Below are 19,571 nucleotides of genomic sequence, written 5' to 3'. Positions count from 1 at the left end.
ATGATTAAAAGATACTCTCGAAAAGAATTAACTGACATTTGGTCAGAAGAAAATAAATATAAAATTTGGCTAGATGTCGAAGTTGCAGCTGCTGAAGCCATGGAAAAACTTGGTCAAATTCCAAAAGGAGTTGCTTCAGTTGTAAGGAAAAAAGCTAAAATAAATGTAAGCAGAATTCACAAAATTGAGTCTGAAGTTAAACATGATGTTATAGCCTTTTTAACTTCTGTTACTGAAAGAGCTGGAATTAAAGCTAGATACTTACACCAAGGAATGACTTCATCAGATGTATTGGATACCAGTTTTAACATTCAAATGGTTCAGTCTGGTAAGATAATCCTAAAAGACTTAGATCAAATTTTAAAAGTTCTTAAAAAACAAGCCAAGAAATACAAATTCACACCATGCATGGGTAGAAGTCACGGTATTCATGCTGAACCAGTTACATTTGGTTTAAAATTGGCCTCGTTTTACGAAGAATTTAAGAGAAATAGAAAAAGATTAGTTGATGCAATAGATGAAGTATCAACATGTGCAATATCTGGTGCAGTTGGAACTTTTGCCAACATTAATCCCAATGTTGAAAAACATGTTGCCAAAAAATTAGGTTTAAAAGTTGAGCCAATTTCAACTCAAGTAATACCAAGAGATCGTCATGCTTTTTATTTTTCAGTGCTAGGTATTATTGCTGGATCAATTGAAAGAGTTGCTGTTGAAATTAGACATTTACAAAGAACCGAAGTTTATGAAATGCAAGAATTCTTTTCAAAAAATCAAAAAGGCTCCTCTGCAATGCCACATAAAAAGAATCCAATATTAAGTGAAAACTTAACAGGGCTTGCAAGAATGGTTAGAAGCGCAGTAATTCCTGCTTTAGAAAATATTGCCCTTTGGCACGAAAGAGATATTTCTCATTCAAGTGTTGAAAGAAATATTGGACCTGATGCAAATATTACAACTGATTTTGCATTAGTCAGATTAACTAATATTTTAGATAACATGATTGTTTATCCAAAAAAAATGTTAGAAAATTTAAATATCACTAAAGGATTGATTTTCTCACAAGAAATAATGCTTGAATTAACAAAGTCTGGGTTAAGTAGAGAGCAATCTTACCGAATGGTTCAAAATTATGCTAAAAAATGTTTTGCTGAAGATTTAGATTTATTTGATGTTATTAGCTCAGATAAGTTAATTATGAGCAAAATCACTCCTAAAAAACTAAAATCTATATTTAGTTACGCAAAACACTTTAAAAATGTAAATTTCATCTTTAGAAGAGTTTTTAAATAATGAAAAAAGGAAAAAAACTATACGAAGGTAAGGCTAAAATCATTTACACAACAAATGATAAGAATTTAGTTATTCAATATTTTAAGGACGACGCTACCGCATTTAACAACCAAAAAAAATCTACTATAGAAGGAAAAGGTGTTTTAAATAATAGAATTTCAGAACATATCCTTTCAAATCTATCTCAGATAGGAATTAAAAATCACTTGGTCAAAAGACTTAATATGAGAGAGCAAGTAATTAAATTGGTTGAAATCATTCCAATTGAATTCATCGTTAGAAATGTTGCGACTGGATCTATTACAAAAAGATTAGGGATTGAAGATGGAACAATCTTAAAAGAGCCTCTTATCGAATATTGCTTAAAAGATGACAAGTTAGGCGATCCATTAATAGCAGAAGAGCATATATTGGCTTTTGATTGGGCTACAAAAAAAGAAATCGAGAAAGTTAAGAAAATGATTTTAAGAATTAATGACTTTATGATCGGCATGTTTAGAGGTGTTGGAATTAAATTAATTGATTTTAAATTGGAATTTGGAAGGTTAAAAGTTAACGGTAAAGAAGAGGTTATTCTTGCTGATGAAATTAGTCCTGATACTTGCAGACTTTGGGACAGCATTACTGATAAAAAGTTAGATAAAGATAGATTTAGAAAAAATTTAGGTGATCTTATTCCTGCTTATACTGAGGTTGCTAAAAGACTTGGGATACTTCACGAACAATCTAATGTTTCTGCAGTAAATGTTACAAAATTATCTTCAGTTAAAAGGAAGCGTAAATGAAAATTTCTATAATTATTACGCTTAAAAAAGATGTGCTAGATCCTCAAGGAAAAGTTATTCACCAAACTTTGGATGGAATGGGATTTAATGACATCAATGAAGTGAGACAAGGTAAGTACTTTGAAATTGACACTAAAGAAAGTGATCCCAAAAAAGCTAAAGAAAAAGTTGAAGAAATGTGTAACAAACTTTTAGCCAATCTAGTTATTGAAAATTATAAAATTATTGATGTACAATAATTAATGAAATCATCCGTCATTACATTTCCTGGTTCTAATTGTGACAGAGATATGGACGTTGCTTTAAAAAAATTTGGATTCAAAAATAAGATGGTTTGGCATGATGATGTTGAGTTGCCAAAAAGTGATTTGGTTGTTTTACCAGGTGGATTTTCTTATGGAGATTATTTGAGATGCGGAAGTATGGCGTCAAAATCAAAAATAATGAAATCAGTGATAAACTTTGCAAACTCAGGTGGAATGGTGATGGGTATTTGCAATGGTTTTCAAATTTTAGTTGAAACAGGTTTGGTTCCAGGTGTTTTATTAAGAAACAAATACTTAGAATTTATTTGTAAAAATGTATTTGTTAAAATTAATGATCAAAAAAACACTTACTTTAAAAACATTGATAGTGAAGTTTTAGAGTTTCATATAGCTCATAATGAGGGAAACTATTTTTGCACCAACGATCAATTAAAAGAAATTGAAGATAATGAACAAGTAGCAATCAATTACTGTGATAAAGATGGCAAAACTGAAGATAAATTTAATCCTAATGGATCCATTAAAAACATTGCAGGCATATTTAATAAAGAAAAAAATGTTTTAGGAATGATGCCCCATCCTGAAAGGATGATTGACCCTTCTCTATCAGGTGAAGATGGGTCTATTTTTTTTAATAATTTAATTAATAATCTAAAATGATTGTAAACGAACAAGTTGCTATAGATCACGGTCTTAAAAAAGACGAATATGCAAAAATTTGTGAGCTACTTAAGCGAACTCCAAATATTACTGAGCTGGGTATCTTTTCAGCAATGTGGAATGAGCATTGTTCTTATAAATCATCGAGACTTCACTTAAAAAAGCTTCCAACCAAAGGAAAGCAAGTCATTCAAGGACCAGGAGAAAATGCAGGAGTTGTAGATATTGGTGATAATGATGCAATTGTATTTAAAATTGAAAGCCACAATCATCCTTCTTTTATTGAACCCTATCAAGGAGCAGCAACTGGAGTTGGTGGTATTATGAGAGATGTATTTACAATGGGAGCACGTCCTATTGCTAATTTAAACTCTATTCATTTCGGATCGCCTCAACACAAAAAAACTAAAAATTTACTTAGAGGGGTTGTTCACGGTATTGGTGGTTATGGGAACTGTATGGGTGTTCCAACGATAGCAGGTCAAACTAATTTTGATAGCTCGTATAATGGCAATATTCTAGTTAATGCGATGACACTGGGGTTAGTGAAAAAAGATAAGATTTTCTACTCAAAAGCAGCAGGTCTAGGTAAACCAGTAATTTATGTAGGTTCTAAAACAGGACGAGATGGAATTCATGGTGCTAGCATGGCATCAGCTAGCTTTGATGAAAAAATAGAGGAAAAAAAACCTACTGTTCAAGTTGGAGATCCATTTACTGAAAAACTATTACTTGAAGCTTGCTTAGAGTTAATGGCTGGGGACTCAATTATAGCAATTCAAGACATGGGGGCAGCTGGACTTACATCATCAAGTATTGAAATGGCCTCAAAAGGAAATCTTGGAATTGAAATTAATTTAAATAAAGTTCCATGTAGAGAAACTAAGATGACACCTTATGAAATTATGCTCTCTGAAAGCCAAGAGAGAATGTTAATCGTTTTAGAAAACGGTAAAGAAGACCAGGCTAAAAAAATATTCGATAAATGGAATTTAGATTTTGCAGTAATTGGTAAAACAACTAAATCTAAGAAGATTGAACTGTTCTTTGATAATGAGCAAGTTGCAGATATTCCAGTTAATACTTTAGTTGAAAATTCACCAATGTATGACCGTAAATGGAAAAAAGCAAAATTACCTAAAAAAAATAAAATTAAAAAAGAAGATCTTAAAAATTTAAAAATTATAGATGTGTTAAAAAAAGTTTTATCTAATCCAAATGTTTGTAGTAAAGAATGGATTTGGCAACAATACGATCATACAGTTATGGGTGACACTATACAAAAACCAGGTGGTGACTCTGGTGTTGTGAGAGTTCATGGAACTGATAAAGCAGTTGCAGCATCGGTTGATTCATCTGCTGTATATTGTTGGGCGCATCCTTTAACTGGTGGAAAACAAGTTGTTTGTGAAAGTTTTAGAAATCTAATTTCTGTAGGCGCAAAACCAGTCGCTATTACAAATTGCCTAAACTTTGGTAGCCCTGAAAATGAAGAAAATATGGGTGAGTTTGTTGAATGTGTTCAAGGAATTGGGGAAGCTGCTGAATATTTAAAATTTCCGGTCGTTTCAGGAAATGTATCTTTTTACAATCAAACAAAAGAAGAAGGTATCAAACCTACCCCATCTATTGGTGGTGTTGGTTTAATCAAAGATTATAACAAAATGATTACAATGGATTTTAAAGAGGTTGATAATATCGTTTTAGTAATTGGAAAAACTGAAGGACATATTGATCAAAGTTTGTTTGCAAGAAACATATTAGATGAAAAAAATGGTCCTCCACCAGAAATCAATCTGTTTAATGAAAAAAATAATGGAGAAACTTTATTAAAGTTAATAGATGTGGGTCATATTAAAAGTGCTCACGATGTATCTATCGGTGGAATAATTACTGCAGTTGCAAAAATGTGTATTAAAGGAAATAAGGGAATTAATCTTAAAAAACCAAAATATCTAATTAATGAAATTGAATATTTTTTTGCTGAAGATCAGGGTAGATACGTGATCGAAGTAAACAAAGATAGTCTTAAAAAAGTGACTGATATTTTAAACAAAAATGCAGTTCATTATGATGAACTTGGAACAATTAATAAGGATCAAATGTTTATTAATGAAAAGACAAAAGTAACAATTGACGAATTAAGAACATCGAATACAAATTGGTTAACAAATTATATGAGCAATTAATGGCAATGGATTTAAAAGAAATTGAGAGTTTAATCAAAGAAGCTTTGACTGATGCTACAGTTGAAATTCAAGATTTAGCTGGTGATGGCAATCATTACTCAGCAACAGTAACTTCTGCACAATTCTCAGGTAAAAGCAAAATTGAACAACACAAAATGGTATATAATTCTCTAAAGGGTAAAATGGGAAATGAATTACATGCCTTAGCAATTAAAACAAAGGAGCAATAATGGATGATAATACAAAAAATTTAATTCAAACTCATATTGATAGTAATGAAGTATGTTTATTTATGAAAGGTACGCCTGATGCTCCTCAGTGTGGTTTTTCAATGGCTGTATCTAATATGTTAAAAATTCTTGAAGTTAACTTCCAAGGTGTAAATGTTTTAGAAGATCAAAATGTTAGAGAAGGAATTAAAACTTTTAGTGACTGGCCTACTATCCCGCAACTTTATATCAAAAAAGAGTTTGTTGGCGGCTGTGATATCGTAAAAGAAATGTACGAAAGTGGTGAATTAGCAAAATTACTTGAGACCAAGGGTATAAGTTTTAAAGCTAAAAATTAATTATTATCTAGAGTAATATTCAATTACTAAGTTTGGTTCCATCACAATTGGATAAGGAACTTCTTCAAACTTAGGTACTCTCACAAATTTAACTTTTTTGTTTTTCTCGTCCATTTGAATGTATTCTGGTGTTTCTCTTTCTTTACTAGCTAAAGCAATATCAATTATTGCTAATTGCTTAGATTTATCTCTGATCTCAATTGAGTCTTCTTCTTTAACTATGTAGCTACCAATATTAACTTTTTTACCGTTCACTCTTACGTGACCATGATTAATTAATTGTCTTGAAGAAAAAACTGTTGTTGCAAATTTTGCTCTATAAATAACTGCATCCAATCTTCTTTCAAGTAAACCGATTAAATTTTCACCAGTATCGCCTTTAAGCATAACAGCTTTTTTATAAATATTTCTAAATTGTCTCTCGTTAATGTTACCGTAGTAAGCTTTTAATTTTTGCTTAGCTTGCAATTGCGTTCCATAATCTGATGGCTTACCTTTTCTACCTTGACCGTGTTGTCCTGGTCCGTAGTCTCTTTTATTGAAGGGACTCTTTGGTCTTCCCCATAGATTGGCTTTTAATCTTCTATCTACTTTATGTTTAGAGTTTAATCTTTTTGTCATTTGATATTGGGGTTTATAAGCTTACAGGCTATTTTGTCAATCAACGTTTTTTACCCAAACTAGCGAATACACTGGCTAATATACGCGTTTCTTTGGCTGATAATTCCATTCTGTAGAAAATATTTCTAAGATTTTCTAGCATAATAGGTTTCTTCTCCTTTGGTTTAAAGAAATTGATATCATCTAGGTTTTGAATGCATAAATTAGTCATTGAATGTATCTCTTTTTTAGAGGCAGCTTTAACCTTTTTAGATTTTTTAAAATTGGAAGTCTTAGATTTTATGATGCTTGAGACATACTGAGCAATGATAATTAAGCTATGAGATAAATTTAAGGATTTGAATTCAGGATTAGTTGGAATTTGTAATGTGTAATTTGCATAACTCACTTCATTATTCGACAAGCCTGATGCTTCAGATCCAAAAAGAAATGCTACTTTTTTGGTGAAATCAATCTTTTTTAAGTCTTCTAATTGAATATGTTTAATGTTTTTGTTTCTAAATCTAGCAGATGTTGCAATGACATAATCTATATCTTTTAGTGCAGGCTCTAAGGCATCAAACACTTTACTCTTATTAATTATATTTTTAGCACCAACAGAAGTTGCTAAAATTTTATCATTAGGAAAAATAGGTTTTGGATCAATAATTGACAGTTTTTGAAAATTAAAGTTCTTCATCCCTCTAGCACATGCACCAATATTTTCTGATAACTGAGGCTTATGTAAAATAAAAGTAATATTATTTGATGACATTATTTATGATAAATCAAAACTTATAGGCTAGCTGGAGCTTTATCCTTAAATAATTTATAATCCAAACTATCAACCAATGCTTTGAATGATGCATCAATTATATTTGGTGAAACACCTATGGTAAACCAGTTAATACCTTTGGAGTCTGTGCTTTCAATTGAAACTCTAGTTACTGCTTCAGTACCTGTATTTAAAATTCTTACTTTATAATCAACTAGTTTTAAGTCTTTTAAATACTCAGAATATTTAGCAAGTTTATTTACATTTTTTCTAATCGCATTATCAAGTGCATTTACAGGTCCATTACCCTGTCCTTCACATAATATTTTTTGACCATCAACCTCTAATTGAGCTTTAGCATGAGAAATGATTTCACCAGTGCTATCTTTTTTAACTGATACATCATACTCATTAATTAATATGTATCGCGGAATATCGCCTATCAATCTTCTAGCTAATAATTCAAATGAAGCGTCTGCTCCATCATAACTATAACCAATAAATTCTCTGTCTTTAACTTCACTTAAAAGTTTTTTAATTTTTGGATCATTTTTTTCTATTTGGATACCAATAGATTTTAATCTAGACATTATGTTTGATTGACCAGCTTGGTCTGAAACAACAATGTTTCTTGAGTTTCCTACTTCCTCAGGTTCAATATGTTCATAAGTTTTTGGATTTTTTTGAACTGCAGAAACATGCATTCCACCTTTGTGTGAAAAGGCAGAAGCTCCCACATAAGGCAAATGTTTGTTAGGTTTTCTGTTTAATAATTCATCCAATAATCTTGAGCATTGAGTTAGATTTTTTAAATTTTCTCGTTTGATATTAAGTTCAAATTTATTACTAAAATCCTTCTTTAAAAACAATGAAGGAATTAAAGACATTAAATTTGCATTACCACATCTCTCCCCTAATCCATTGATAGTTCCTTGGATTTGTCTAACCCCTGCTTGAACAGCAGCCAAACTATTTGCTACAGCATTTTCAGTGTCGTTATGAGCATGAATACCTAAATTGTCACCTGGAATATGTTTTGTAACTTCTGATACAATTTTTGATACTTCGTGTGGAAGAGTTCCACCATTCGTATCACACAAAACAATCCATCTAGCGCCTTGATCAAACGCTACCTTAAGGCATTTTAATGCGTAATCTGGATTTGATTTATATCCATCAAAAAAATGTTCAGCATCAAACATAAATTCTTTACTTGAGCCAACTATATGTTTTGCACTTTCACTAATATTTTCTAAATTTTCTTCATTAGTAATTCCAAGTGCTACATTAACTTGAAAATCCCAGGATTTTCCAAACAAACAAACTGATGAACTTTTTGAATTGATTAATGAAGCTAACATTGGGTCATTTTCCGCACTATGCTCTGATTTTTTGGTCATACCAAATGCAGTTAATTTAGCATTTTTAAAACCATGATCTTTATTAAAAAATTCAGTATCTGTTGGATTGGCTCCTGGCCAACCACCCTCAATATAATCAACTCCTAAGTTATCAAGTGAATTTGATATTTTTTCTTTATCATCAATTGAAAAGTCGACACCTTGAGTTTGAGCACCGTCTCTTAACGTGGTGTCAAAAATATATAGTTTTTCCTTACTCATTTAAATTTCCAAATTGTTTTACCATCTTTATCTTCTATTAAAACACCTTTATCAAAAAGGTAGTTTCTTATATTATCGGCTTCTTTATAATCTTTATCAGCTCTAGCTTTATTTCTAAGCTCTATCTTGCTTTTAATTTCTTGTTCTGAAATATCTGCTTTATCTTTTTTATAATTTAACCACACCTCTTTGGTTTCTTGAAGTAAGCCTATGAAGTTACAAGCTGAATTAAATATTTGTTTGTCTTCATCATTTCCTTTATTAGCTTTTTCATAAAGTTTATGTAAATTTGCAATATAACCAGGTGTATTTATATCGTCATACAAAGGTTGGATAATTTCGTCATTAACATCTTTGTTTGACGGCATATAAACATTATACCATTTATCAATCGTATTTTGACAATCCTCTAATAGTTTATCATTCCAATCCAATGGCTGTTTGTAGTGCGCGCTAATTAAAGCCAACCTTAAAACTTGACCGCTAACTTTTTTTCTAAAATCTTTTATTTTTAATATATTTCCTTGAGATTTTGCCATTTTTTCATTGGACATAGTGATAAAAGCATTATGCAGCCAATAATTTGCAAAAACCTTAGTGTCATTTGCACATCTTGATTGAGCTATTTCATTTTCATGATGTGGAAAAATTAAATCTATTCCTCCTCCATGTATATCAAATTCATTACCTAGAAATTTCTTAGACATTGCTGAACATTCTAAATGCCAACCTGGTCTACCTTTTCCCCATGGAGAGTCCCAAGATGGTTCATTTTCTAAAGAAGGTTTCCATAACACAAAATCTTCAGAGCTCTTTTTGTTGTTACTTACTTCAACTCTTGATCCAGCAATTAAATCCTCTAACTTTTTGTTGGATAATTTTCCATAGTCTTCAAACTTTTTGACTTCAAAATAAACATGTTTGTTATTTTCATAAGCAAAATCTTTTTTGATTAATTCAGAAATCATTTCAATCATTAAATCTATATGTTCTGTCGCTTTAGGTTGTTGTGTTGGTGCTTCACAATTTAGATAATTACAATCTTCATCAAAACTTTTGATTACAGTTTCAGTTAAATCTGAGATAGATATTTTCTTATCATTTGATGATTTAATTATTTTATCATCAACATCTGTAATATTTCTTACATAAGTCACTGAAGGAAATTTACTCTTGAGTATTTTAAAAAGAATATCAAAGATTACTATAGGTCTAGCATTACCAATATGAGGGTCATCATAAACTGTAGGGCCACAAACATACATGCCTACTTTTTTTTCATCTAATGGAACAAATTTTTCTTTTTTGTTACTTAGATTGTTTGTTAAAAAAATATCTTTATTCATCATTTTAGAAATATACTTAATTTATAGATTTGTGAATCTATTTGATTAATTTGGAATTTTGCAAACTGGAATGGGCTCCATTTTATGCAAATTTTGTTTTCTTATTGTTTCGTATTTAGCTCTATTAGGTGAGTTTGGGTTATCCATAGCTTCCTCCAATTCATGATATTTTAAACCAAGTTGGCCTTCATCCGTTCGACCATCATCCCATAGTCCATCTGTAGGAGCTGCCTCAATTATCTCTTCTAAAATTCCAAGTTCTTTTCCTATCTCCCAAACTTCTGTTTTATTACAATCTGCTATTGGAGAAATATCAACTCCACCATCACCATACTTAGTATAAAACCCAACACCAAAATCCTCTATCTTATTTCCCGTGCCAACAACTATACCTTTGTTTGCTGCAGCTACTTGATAAAGAGTAGTCATTCTTAATCTTGCTCTAGAATTTGCCATTCCATGTTCATTATCAAATTGAGATAAAGTAGAGGAAAAAGCAGAAAATAATTCATCTAGATTCACTGTGTGTGCTTCAACATTATCAAATTTCTTAACCAACCACTCTTGATGTTTTAAACTTAAATCATGTTGCTGAGATTTCTGTTTAATTGGCATTGATAATACAATTGTTTTTAATCCAGTCATTGCACTTAAGGTGCTTGAAACAGAAGAGTCTATCCCACCAGAGATCCCAATAACCAATGATTGTGCCTTACTTGGCATATTGTTGGCATAATCTTTTATCCAATTAGATATAAAATTTACTTTTTCTGAGGCATTCATAATCTTAAAATATTATTAGTTGGTATCTTTTACAATGTTTTAAGATGCCGCTCTGTCTGCATTTTTAGAATATGAGCTATTCTTTTTAATCTCATCAGAAATTAAAAAAGCTAATTCTAGGGCTTGATTTGCGTTAAGTCTCGGATCACAGTGAGTATGATATCTAGATGATAAATCTTTTTCTGATATTTTTTGAGCTCCACCAATACATTCGGTAACATTTTGGCCAGTCATTTCTATATGCAAGCCTCCCGCATAACTTCCTTCACTTTGATGACAAGCAAATACATTTTTAACTTCGTTTAAAACGCTATTAAAAGGTCTTGTCTTAAATCCTGTTGCAGCTTTAACTGTGTTACCATGACAAGGATCACACGACCAAATTACATTTAAACCTTCTTTTTTAATTGCTCTTATTAATTTAGGTAAATGTTTTGAAACGTTATCTGCACCAAATCTTGATATTAAAGTAATTTTTCCTTTTTCATTACTTGGATTAATTTTATTACAAAGATTTATTAAATCTTCTGGTTTTAAAGTTGGCCCACATTTAATTCCAATTGGATTTTCAATTCCTCTGCAAAATTCAACGTGTCCACCATCAAGTTGTCTAGTTCTATCTCCAATCCAAACAAAATGAGCTGAGGTGTCATGATTTTCTCCAGTCGTAGAGTCTGTTCTGGTCATTGTTTCTTCAAAAGGTAATAACAATGCTTCGTGTGAAGTCCAAAAATTAACTGTCTTTAATCTTCTATTAAAGTCAGAGTTTATTCCGCATGCATCCATAAATGCTAATGCATCAGCTATTTTATCTTCTAAATCTTTAAATCTCTTTAACGTTGGACTATTTTTGATAAATCCAAGGTTCCAATTGTGCACATTTTGTAAATCAGCAAATCCACCATGGCAAAAAGCTCTAATTAAATTTAATGTTGCAGCTGATTGAGAGTAAGCTTTAAATAATCTTTTTGGATCAGGTATTCTTGATTTTTCATTAAATTCCATTCCATTAATATTATCACCTAAATAACTTGGAAGCTCTATACCATCTTTAGACTCTACTGGCGAACTTCTAGGTTTTGAAAATTGACCAGCTATTCTTCCAACTTTTACAACTGGTAATGATGCAGAATAAGTTAAAACTAATGACATTTGTAACATTAGTTTAAATGTGTCTCTAATATTGTCTGGATTAAATTCTGCAAAACTTTCTGCGCAATCTCCTCCTTGAAGTAAAAATGCTTTACCATCCACTACATTAGCGAGCTGATCTTTTAAATGCCTTGTCTCACCTGCAAATACCAATGGTGGAAACGTTCCAACTTTATCCAAAACCGTCTCTAATTCCTTTTTATTGGGATATTCAGGAATGTGTTTTACAGGATATTTTCTCCAGCTATTTTTTTTCCAATTTTTCATATTCAACTAAGGATTGTTTAACAGAGTTTAGACTTTATTCAACTGTTACTGGCTAGTTTTGACTACAGAGTTAAATTTTAACCAAATATAATCTCATGAAATAATCTTCCAGGCATCAAAGTAAATGCGCCAGCAATTAAAAGTGCTCCAATATACACACCAATCATTGAATGCATGTGTTTAATTTTATATCTTTCTATTTTGGTCTTCTTAAATTTCTTTATGTTCCAAATAGAATAAATTAATGAACCTATGGTGTAAGGTATTAAAAGATGGATTAATGAATATTGTCCTGGGTTAATTGTTTGAATGAATAATGCTGTTAGAGAAACGATTATCAAAACAGTCATCCAGATACGGCCAAATATTTTGTGATGCTTTGTCCCTTTTTTATTTATGAAAATATATAAACCAAGCGGTATCGCTAAAAGCGCAAGTGCTGCGTGAACATAAATTATCTGCATATTTAATTGAGTAACTCTCTATTAAAAACTACTCCACAGTTACAGATTTTGCTAAATTTCTTGGCTTATCTATATCGTAACCTTTTTTAAGAGCTGAATAATAAGCAAGTTTTTGAAGTGGGATAGTTAAAAGAAATGGGAGTAAGTCATCATTCGTAGTTTCAACCTCAATAGTTTCCCAAATATTTTCAGAGACAATTTCATCTTTACTTTTATTTGTAATCAATAAAACTTTTGCACCTCTTGCTACAACTTCTTGCATATTTGAAATCGTTTTTTTATAATAATTATCTCTCGGGGCTAAAACCACAACAGGCATACCCTCTTCAATTAATGCTAAGGGTCCATGTTTCATTTCACCAGCAGGATATCCTTCAGCGTGAACGTAAGATAATTCTTTTAGTTTTAACGCACCTTCTAATGCAATTGGGTAAGAGAAACCTCTTCCTAAAAACATTGATCCTTTAGCTTCGTTAAATGTTGAAGCAATAGCCTGAACATCATTATCAATTAATAATGTTTGTTCAATTAAGTTTGGAAGATTTTTAAGATCTTTGATTTTTTTTTTGTAATCTTTGTTATCAATTTCATTTCTTAATGATGATAATTTTAACGATAAAATATATAAAACAAGTATTTGACCTAGAAACGCTTTTGTTGAAGCTACACCAATTTCTGGCCCACAATGAATAGGTAATACAAAATTTGAATCTCTTGCTATTGAGCTTTCAATTACATTTACAACAGCACATGTTTTCATCTTATTTTTATTACATAAGTCTAAAGCTGCATAAGTATCTGCGGTTTCACCCGACTGAGAAACAAAGATATATAAAGTATCATTTTTAAATCTATTTTTTCGGTATCTAAACTCCGATGCGATATCAATGTTAACATCTAAAGTTGTTAATTCTTCAAACCAATATTTAGCCATCAGACAGGAATGATATGCTGTTCCACAGCCAATTAGCATGATTGATTTAATTTCATCTATTTTCCATGGGAAATTGTAAATATTGATGTCATTATTCATATTATCCAGATATTCCTTGATACCAGTTTTCAAGGTTTGAGGCTGCTCCTCAATTTCTTTAGCCATGAAATGCTTATAATCACCCTTGTCATAATTTTGCTGATCTGAAGAAAGTTCTAAAACTTTTTTGTTAATCTTTGTTCCCTCTTCATTAAAAAAATGGACTTCATCTTTTTTTACAAAACAAAACTCACCATCATCCAAGTAAGTTATTTTGTTTGTCATTGATTTAAGGGCATATGAATCTGATCCAAGATAATTTTCACTAGGTCCATACCCAACGGCTAAAGGAGAGCCTCTTCTTGCTCCAATTATTAAATCGGGCATATCTTTAAATATAATTCCTAAAGCAAAGCTTCCATGAAGTAGTTTCAAAGTTTTTGTAATTGCGTCTTTTAATTCAGATGTTTTTAAATTTTCTGTGATTAAATGCACAATAACCTCTGTATCTGTTTGAGATTTAAATTTATGACCCTTGCTTAATAAATATTTTTTTAGCAATGTAGAATTCTCTATAATTCCGTTATGGACTACTGAAACATTTTCTGATGAGTGTGGGTGAGCATTAACACTATTTGGTACACCATGAGTTGCCCATCTCACATGGCCAATACCTATATTTCCTGAAAGGTTTTTTAAATCAAAATTATTTTCTAAATTTTCCACTCTACCTTCAGATTTAACTTCATTAATGAAACCTTGAGATAAAGTTGCGATACCGGCAGAGTCATAACCTCTATATTCTAATTTTTTAAGAGAATTAATAATACTACTTGATACAGATTTGTTACTAGAAATACCTATTATTCCACACATAATTTATTTTCTTTTATAATTTTTTAATTCAGTATGTTTAGCTCTTGTTAAAGCTAAAGATTTTTTTCCCACATTTTTTGTAATCACAGACCCAGCACCTACCACACTTTGTTTGTCAATTGTAATTGGAGCGACTAGTGATGAATTAGATCCTATAAATACATTATCTTTAATTTTTGTTTTACTTTTTTTAACTCCATCATAATTACAAGTAATTGTTCCAGCTCCAATATTTACAGATTTTCCAATTTCACTATCTCCAATATAAGACAAATGATTTACTTTTGATTTTTTTCCAATCGTACTTTTTTTGACTTCAACAAAGTTTCCAATTTTAGATCCTTCTTTCAAAATTGTATTAGGTCTTATTCTTGCATAAGGTCCGATTTCAACTTTATTTTCTATTTTACAAGACTCTAAATGTGAAAATGATTTTATAATAACGTTGTTTCCTATCTTTACTTTTTTTCCTATTACAACATAAGGCTCAATGGTTACATTCTTTCCAATTTTAGTATCATGTGAAAAGAAAATTGTTTCTGGTCCAGTCATTTTAACACCATATTTTAAAAATCTGGTACGAAGTTTTGTTTGTGAATTTTGTAAATTTAATTCTTTCATTTTAAAATGCTTTACATTAAGAATAAGCCTTAATTAATTCACATAATATTTCTTTAAAAAACTTTTAAAAATGAAGCAAAAATTCACAATTTTATTTGATTTAGATGGAACACTTGTAGATACAGCACCAGATTTGATGTTAGCTCACAATCATGTGATGAGAAAATTTGGATACCCTACTAAATCAACAGAAGATATTAGAAATTTAGTTGGCAAAGGTGCTGGGGCTTTAATTGGAAGATCTATATGGGGACAAGCAAAAGAAGAATTTAGTAAAGTTTTAGATGAAAAAATTAAAGATGAAATGGTCAAAGAGTTTGTAAATTTCTATGGTAAAAATATTGTTAACGAAAGTACTTTAGTTACAGGGGTAAAGAATTTTTTGATATGGTGCAAAGAACAAAATATATCTATGGCTGTTTGCACAAACAAACAAGAATATCTATCTAATGATCTTTTGAAGAAGATTGGTATTTATGATTTTTTTGAATATGTCGCCGGATCAGATACATTTGATTATTGTAAGCCAGATCCAAGACATCTAACAAATGTGGTTGAAATATTAGATGGAGATTTGACGAAAACTATTATGATTGGTGATAGTGAAACTGATGCAAATGCAGCTAAAGCTGCTGAGATACCTGTTATTTTATTAGAAAATGGATATACAGAAAAAAATACAACCGAAATATATCATAATCACCTAATAAAGGACTTTACTGATATTGAAAAAATTATAACAAAATATCTTTAACGTTGATTAATTTTTTTTAGCTATTAAAACAAAATTACTATTAAGGAGTTATTTTGTTATTACATAAAGTTAAAGTTTATCCATCTAAAATCAATCTTCCCAAGAAAAAACAGCTTGCTTGGAAAATAGCTGAAATCGCAAGTGATAATGCAAAATTAAACAAAGACGCAATAGAAATGGTAATCAATAGAATTATTGATAACGCTTCTGTTGCAATAGCTTCTTTAAACAGAAAGCCTGTAGTCTCTTCAAGAGAAATGGCGTTAAAACACTCAAGAAAAAATGGAGCTACTTTATTTGGTGTGAATTCAAAACTTAAATATGATTGTGAATGGGCTGCATGGTCAAATGGAACTGCTGTTAGAGAGCTTGATTTTCATGATACTTTTTTAGCAGCTGACTACAGTCATCCAGGAGATAATATCCCCCCACTTTTAGCAGTTGCTCAACAAAATAAAATTAGTGGATTAGATTTATTACGTGGAATTATTACTGCATATGAAGTTCAAGTAAATTTAGTTAAAGGAATTTGTTTGCATAAACATAAAGTAGATCACATTGCCCATTTAGGTCCAAGTGTTGCTGCTGGATTAGGATCAATGCTCAAACTAAATACTGAAACAATTTATCAAGCAGTGCAACAAGCTTTACATACTACTGTATCAACTAGACAATCAAGAAAAGGTGAGATTTCAAGTTGGAAAGCATATGCGCCAGCTCATGCAGGCAAACTTGCTATCGAAGCCGTTGATAGAGTTATGCGTGGTGAAGGTGCACCTAGTCCAATATATGAGGGTGAAGATAGCGTTATAGCAAGAATATTAGATGGAAAAAAAGCTAATTATAAAGTGCCACTTCCTAAAAAAGGGGAAATTAAAAAAGCTATACTCGAGACTTATACAAAAGAATATTCAGCAGAATATCAATCGCAAGCTTTAATTGATTTAGCTAAGAAACTTAAAAATAAAATACCTAACTTAAATCAAATAAAAAAGATTGATATATTTACTAGTCACCATACTCATTATGTAATTGGCACAGGAGCAAACGATCCTCAAAAAATGGATCCCAATGCAAGCAGAGAAACACTTGATCACTCTATTATGTATATTTTTGCTGTAGCATTAGAGGATGGAGATTGGCATCATGTAAAATCTTACACAAAGGCTAGAGCAAATAAAAAAAGCACTATTAAAATTTGGAAATCAATTACTACTTACGAAGACAAGAAATGGACTAAAAAATATCACGATCCAAATCCAATGAAAAAATCTTTTGGTGCTAAGGTAGTTGTAACTTTAAATAATGGTAAAAAAATTAGTGAACAACTTGATAGAGCTGATGCCCACCCATATGGAGCGAGACCATTTAAAAGACAAAATTATATTAATAAGTTTTTAACACTTACAGATGGTATTCTTGATAAGAAAGAAAGTGATCGTTTCTTAAAAACAGTTCAAAACTTAAAACAATTAAAATCAGGTCAGTTGGATAAACTAAATATAGAAATTAAAAAAAATAATTTAAAAAGAAATTTAAAAAAAGGGATATTTTAGTGCATTTTGTTGACAAAGAACCAAGTCAAAAAAGAATAGATTTTGTTGAAAAATTAAAATCAAATAAGATATTAAGAGTTCCAGGTGCGTATAATCCATTAACAGCCAAACTGATTGAAGAAATAGGTTATGATGCAGTGTATGTTTCTGGTGGAGTAATGGCTAATGATCTTGGCTTTCCAGACATTGGTTTAACGACATTACAAGATGTAAGCACTAGATCTTATTTGATATCAAGGGTTACTAATTTGCCAACTATTGTAGACATAGATACAGGGTTTAAATCTTGCAAAGAAACAATTGAAACGTTTGAAGAATTTGGGATTACAGCTGTTCATCTAGAGGATCAAGTTGAACGTAAAAGATGTGGGCATCTTGATAATAAAGAATTAATTTCAACAAATGCCATGGTTGATAAAATTAAAGAATGTGTTGCTGCTAAAAAAGATAGTAATTTTAAGATTATTGCAAGATCAGATGCAAAAGGAGTTGAGGGAATTGATAAAATGATTGATAGATGTAAAGCATACATTGATGCTGGTGCTGAAATCATCTTTCCAGAGGCGTTACATGATGAAAAAGATTTTGAAAAAGTTAGAAAAGAGCTCTCATGCTATCTGTTAGCTAATATGACTGAATTTGGTAAATCAAAACTTTTCAATTATAAAGAATTAGAGAATTTTGGTTATAATATTGTGATTTATCCAGTTACTACACAAAGATTAGCCATGAAAAGTGTAGAAGATGGCTTAAAAGACATTTATGCAAATGGACATCAGAACAATATTATTGATAAAATGCAAACCAGAAAAAGACTTTATGAGTTAGTTGAATATGAAAAATATAACTCTCTTGATGAAAAGATTTATAACTTTAGTACGGAAGGACATGAATAATGAGTGATGAAATTAAAAAAGGTTTATTAGGGATTGTGGTTGATGAAACAGAAGTTTCAAAAGTAATGCCTGAAATAAACTCTCTAACTTATAGAGGTTATGCTGCTCAAGATTTATGTGAATATTGTAGATTTGAAGAAGTTGCTTATTTAATTTTAAATAAAGACCTTCCAAATTCAATTCAATTAAAACAATTTGAAAAAGAAGAAAAAAATAACAGAGAACTATCCAAAAATTTATATGAAATAATTAAACACATGCCAAAAAAATCCCATCCTATGGATGTTGCAAGAACAGCTGTTAGTGTGATGGGTTTAGAAGATAATGAAACATCAGATTCCTCACCAGAGGCTAATATGAGAAAAGCTCTAAGAATTTTTGCAAAAACACCAACAGCATTAGCTGCTTTTTATAGAGTAAGAAATGGCAAAAAAATTATCAAACCTAAAAAAGAATTAAGTTTTGCTGAAAACTTTTTTAATATGTGTTTTGGCAAAGTTCCTCAAAAAGAAATTGTTAAAGCTTTTGATGTGTCTTTAATTTTATATGCTGAACATAGCTTTAATGTTTCAACTTTTACCGCAAGAACCATTACTAGCAGTTTATCTGATATTCATGGAGCTATAACTGGAGCCATAGCAAGTTTAAAAGGGCCCCTGCATGGTGGTGCAAATGAAGAAGTAATGCACATGATGAAAAAAATTAAAAAACCTGAAAATGCATTAAAATGGATAAATGACGCATTAAAAAAGAAAGATGTAGTAATGGGATTTGGTCACAGAGTCTATAAATCTGGAGATTCTAGAGTTCCCACTATGAGAGAATATTTTGGAAAAGTTGCTAAAATTAAAAAAGATAAAACTTTTGAAAAAATCTATGACATTGTTGAAAAGGTAATGATTAAGAAAAAGAATATCCACCCTAATGTGGACTACCCAACTGGTCCTACTTACCATTTAATGGGTTTTGATACTGATTTCTTTACACCAATATTTGTAATTTCAAGAATTACAGGTTGGTCTGCTCACATAATGGAACAGCATGCAGCAAATAAACTTATTCGACCACTTGCCAAATACAAAGGTAATAAACATCGAAAAGTTATGGAATTAAATTATAGATAAT

The 19,571-nt window shown here is 30.7% G+C and carries 20 protein-coding genes; 11 read left to right on the top strand and 9 right to left on the bottom strand.

Going from position 1 to position 19,571, the window contains the following annotated elements:
- Genes purB through grxD form a run of 7 tightly spaced genes read left to right on the top strand, consistent with a single transcriptional unit; the run spans position 1 to position 5,761 of the window.
- A complete protein-coding gene (gene purB / locus ACIJYH_RS02495; protein ID WP_435163744.1) occupies positions 1-1,293 on the top strand; it encodes an adenylosuccinate lyase in 1,293 nt (430 codons plus the stop codon).
- Entirely contained in the window at positions 1,293-2,078 is a 786-nt protein-coding gene (gene purC / locus ACIJYH_RS02490; protein ID WP_435088920.1) for a phosphoribosylaminoimidazolesuccinocarboxamide synthase, read from the top strand. Before purB ends, purC begins: the two co-directional genes overlap by 1 nt.
- Positions 2,075-2,317, top strand: a complete 243-nt coding sequence (gene purS, locus ACIJYH_RS02485) for a phosphoribosylformylglycinamidine synthase subunit PurS (RefSeq protein WP_435163741.1) — start codon at positions 2,075-2,077, stop codon at positions 2,315-2,317. The genes purC and purS overlap by 4 nt, the downstream gene beginning before the upstream one ends.
- Before the next feature lie 3 nt (positions 2,318-2,320).
- Positions 2,321-3,004 (top strand): phosphoribosylformylglycinamidine synthase I, encoded by a 684-nt coding sequence (gene purQ, locus ACIJYH_RS02480; protein WP_435163738.1) that lies wholly within the window; start codon positions 2,321-2,323, stop codon positions 3,002-3,004.
- Positions 3,001-5,193 (top strand): phosphoribosylformylglycinamidine synthase subunit PurL, encoded by a 2,193-nt coding sequence (purL, locus tag ACIJYH_RS02475; RefSeq protein ID WP_435163735.1) that lies wholly within the window; start codon positions 3,001-3,003, stop codon positions 5,191-5,193. Before purQ ends, purL begins: the two co-directional genes overlap by 4 nt.
- Positions 5,193-5,423, top strand: coding sequence for a BolA/IbaG family iron-sulfur metabolism protein (locus ACIJYH_RS02470; protein WP_320415278.1), 231 nt, complete (start codon positions 5,193-5,195; stop codon positions 5,421-5,423). The genes purL and ACIJYH_RS02470 overlap by 1 nt, the downstream gene beginning before the upstream one ends.
- Entirely contained in the window at positions 5,423-5,761 is a 339-nt protein-coding gene (gene grxD, locus ACIJYH_RS02465) for a Grx4 family monothiol glutaredoxin (RefSeq protein ID WP_435086857.1), read from the top strand. The genes ACIJYH_RS02470 and grxD overlap by 1 nt, the downstream gene beginning before the upstream one ends.
- A gap of 3 nt (positions 5,762-5,764) precedes the next feature.
- Here grxD and rpsD read toward each other — a convergent pair whose 3' ends face one another.
- From rpsD to ACIJYH_RS02420, 9 genes are all read right to left on the bottom strand, one after another.
- A complete protein-coding gene (gene rpsD / locus ACIJYH_RS02460) occupies positions 5,765-6,382 on the bottom strand; it encodes a 30S ribosomal protein S4 (protein ID WP_435098215.1) in 618 nt (205 codons plus the stop codon).
- A gap of 40 nt (positions 6,383-6,422) precedes the next feature.
- Complete coding sequence (locus tag ACIJYH_RS02455; RefSeq protein WP_435163732.1) at positions 6,423-7,136, bottom strand: RNA methyltransferase; 714 nt, start codon at positions 7,134-7,136, stop codon at positions 6,423-6,425.
- A 20-nt stretch (positions 7,137-7,156) separates the two neighbouring features.
- Positions 7,157-8,758, bottom strand: coding sequence for a citramalate synthase (cimA, locus tag ACIJYH_RS02450; protein ID WP_435163730.1), 1,602 nt, complete (start codon positions 8,756-8,758; stop codon positions 7,157-7,159).
- Positions 8,755-10,104 carry a cysteine--tRNA ligase gene (gene cysS / locus ACIJYH_RS02445; protein WP_435164235.1) on the bottom strand — a complete coding sequence of 450 codons (1,350 nt, stop codon included), beginning with the start codon at positions 10,102-10,104 and terminating at the stop codon, positions 8,755-8,757. Before cysS ends, cimA begins: the two co-directional genes overlap by 4 nt.
- 45 nt (positions 10,105-10,149) lie before the next feature.
- Entirely contained in the window at positions 10,150-10,887 is a 738-nt protein-coding gene (nadE, locus tag ACIJYH_RS02440) for an NAD(+) synthase (protein ID WP_435163727.1), read from the bottom strand.
- A 39-nt stretch (positions 10,888-10,926) separates the two neighbouring features.
- Positions 10,927-12,306, bottom strand: coding sequence for a class II 3-deoxy-7-phosphoheptulonate synthase (locus tag ACIJYH_RS02435; protein WP_435163724.1), 1,380 nt, complete (start codon positions 12,304-12,306; stop codon positions 10,927-10,929).
- A 77-nt stretch (positions 12,307-12,383) separates the two neighbouring features.
- The gene (locus ACIJYH_RS02430) at positions 12,384-12,770 is read right to left on the bottom strand and encodes a DUF2306 domain-containing protein (protein WP_435163721.1); all 387 of its coding nucleotides are present in this window, start codon (positions 12,768-12,770) and stop codon (positions 12,384-12,386) included.
- A gap of 28 nt (positions 12,771-12,798) precedes the next feature.
- Positions 12,799-14,619 carry a glutamine--fructose-6-phosphate transaminase (isomerizing) gene (glmS, locus tag ACIJYH_RS02425; RefSeq protein ID WP_435163719.1) on the bottom strand — a complete coding sequence of 607 codons (1,821 nt, stop codon included), beginning with the start codon at positions 14,617-14,619 and terminating at the stop codon, positions 12,799-12,801.
- Between the two features lie 3 nt (positions 14,620-14,622).
- On the bottom strand, positions 14,623-15,240 hold the full coding sequence (locus ACIJYH_RS02420; RefSeq protein ID WP_435163716.1) for a DapH/DapD/GlmU-related protein: 618 nt from the start codon (positions 15,238-15,240) through the stop codon (positions 14,623-14,625).
- Positions 15,241-15,310: 70 nt separating this feature from the next.
- Between ACIJYH_RS02420 and ACIJYH_RS02415 the strand changes: the two genes are divergently transcribed.
- From ACIJYH_RS02415 to ACIJYH_RS02400, 4 genes are read left to right on the top strand one after another with little or no spacing between them, the layout of a single operon-like run.
- A complete protein-coding gene (locus ACIJYH_RS02415) occupies positions 15,311-15,994 on the top strand; it encodes an HAD-IA family hydrolase (protein ID WP_435163713.1) in 684 nt (227 codons plus the stop codon).
- A gap of 53 nt (positions 15,995-16,047) precedes the next feature.
- On the top strand, positions 16,048-17,550 hold the full coding sequence (locus tag ACIJYH_RS02410; protein ID WP_435163710.1) for an MmgE/PrpD family protein: 1,503 nt from the start codon (positions 16,048-16,050) through the stop codon (positions 17,548-17,550).
- Positions 17,550-18,446 (top strand): methylisocitrate lyase, encoded by an 897-nt coding sequence (gene prpB / locus ACIJYH_RS02405; RefSeq protein WP_435163708.1) that lies wholly within the window; start codon positions 17,550-17,552, stop codon positions 18,444-18,446. The genes ACIJYH_RS02410 and prpB overlap by 1 nt, the downstream gene beginning before the upstream one ends.
- A complete protein-coding gene (locus tag ACIJYH_RS02400) occupies positions 18,446-19,570 on the top strand; it encodes a bifunctional 2-methylcitrate synthase/citrate synthase (protein ID WP_435163707.1) in 1,125 nt (374 codons plus the stop codon). The genes prpB and ACIJYH_RS02400 overlap by 1 nt, the downstream gene beginning before the upstream one ends.
- The last annotated feature ends 1 nt before the right edge of the window (position 19,571 follow it).

The organism is Candidatus Pelagibacter bacterium nBUS_25 (genome assembly GCF_051200975.1).
In the GTDB taxonomy this organism is placed as follows: domain Bacteria; phylum Pseudomonadota; class Alphaproteobacteria; order Pelagibacterales; family Pelagibacteraceae; genus Pelagibacter.
This window is presented reverse-complemented; position numbering and strand designations above follow the sequence as displayed.

Excerpts from the sequence above, each read along its gene's own strand:
- ACIJYH_RS02400 (WP_435163707.1), top strand. The coding sequence starts at position 18,446 with ATGAGTGATGAAATTAAAAAAGGTTTATTAGGGATTGTGGTTGATGAA.
- purL (WP_435163735.1), top strand. The coding sequence starts at position 3,001 with ATGATTGTAAACGAACAAGTTGCTATAGATCACGGTCTTAAAAAAGAC.
- purB (WP_435163744.1), top strand. The coding sequence starts at position 1 with ATGATTAAAAGATACTCTCGAAAAGAATTAACTGACATTTGGTCAGAA.
- cysS (WP_435164235.1), bottom strand. The coding sequence starts at position 10,104 with ATGAATAAAGATATTTTTTTAACAAACAATCTAAGTAACAAAAAAGAA.
- nadE (WP_435163727.1), bottom strand. The coding sequence starts at position 10,887 with ATGAATGCCTCAGAAAAAGTAAATTTTATATCTAATTGGATAAAAGAT.
- rpsD (WP_435098215.1), bottom strand. The coding sequence starts at position 6,382 with ATGACAAAAAGATTAAACTCTAAACATAAAGTAGATAGAAGATTAAAA.
- purC (WP_435088920.1), top strand. The coding sequence starts at position 1,293 with ATGAAAAAAGGAAAAAAACTATACGAAGGTAAGGCTAAAATCATTTAC.
- glmS (WP_435163719.1), bottom strand. The coding sequence starts at position 14,619 with ATGTGTGGAATAATAGGTATTTCTAGTAACAAATCTGTATCAAGTAGT.
- ACIJYH_RS02455 (WP_435163732.1), bottom strand. The coding sequence starts at position 7,136 with ATGTCATCAAATAATATTACTTTTATTTTACATAAGCCTCAGTTATCA.
- ACIJYH_RS02430 (WP_435163721.1), bottom strand. The coding sequence starts at position 12,770 with ATGCAGATAATTTATGTTCACGCAGCACTTGCGCTTTTAGCGATACCG.
- ACIJYH_RS02435 (WP_435163724.1), bottom strand. The coding sequence starts at position 12,306 with ATGAAAAATTGGAAAAAAAATAGCTGGAGAAAATATCCTGTAAAACAC.
- ACIJYH_RS02470 (WP_320415278.1), top strand. The coding sequence starts at position 5,193 with ATGGCAATGGATTTAAAAGAAATTGAGAGTTTAATCAAAGAAGCTTTG.
- purS (WP_435163741.1), top strand. The coding sequence starts at position 2,075 with ATGAAAATTTCTATAATTATTACGCTTAAAAAAGATGTGCTAGATCCT.
- cimA (WP_435163730.1), bottom strand. The coding sequence starts at position 8,758 with ATGAGTAAGGAAAAACTATATATTTTTGACACCACGTTAAGAGACGGT.
- ACIJYH_RS02420 (WP_435163716.1), bottom strand. The coding sequence starts at position 15,240 with ATGAAAGAATTAAATTTACAAAATTCACAAACAAAACTTCGTACCAGA.
- ACIJYH_RS02415 (WP_435163713.1), top strand. The coding sequence starts at position 15,311 with ATGAAGCAAAAATTCACAATTTTATTTGATTTAGATGGAACACTTGTA.
- purQ (WP_435163738.1), top strand. The coding sequence starts at position 2,321 with ATGAAATCATCCGTCATTACATTTCCTGGTTCTAATTGTGACAGAGAT.
- grxD (WP_435086857.1), top strand. The coding sequence starts at position 5,423 with ATGGATGATAATACAAAAAATTTAATTCAAACTCATATTGATAGTAAT.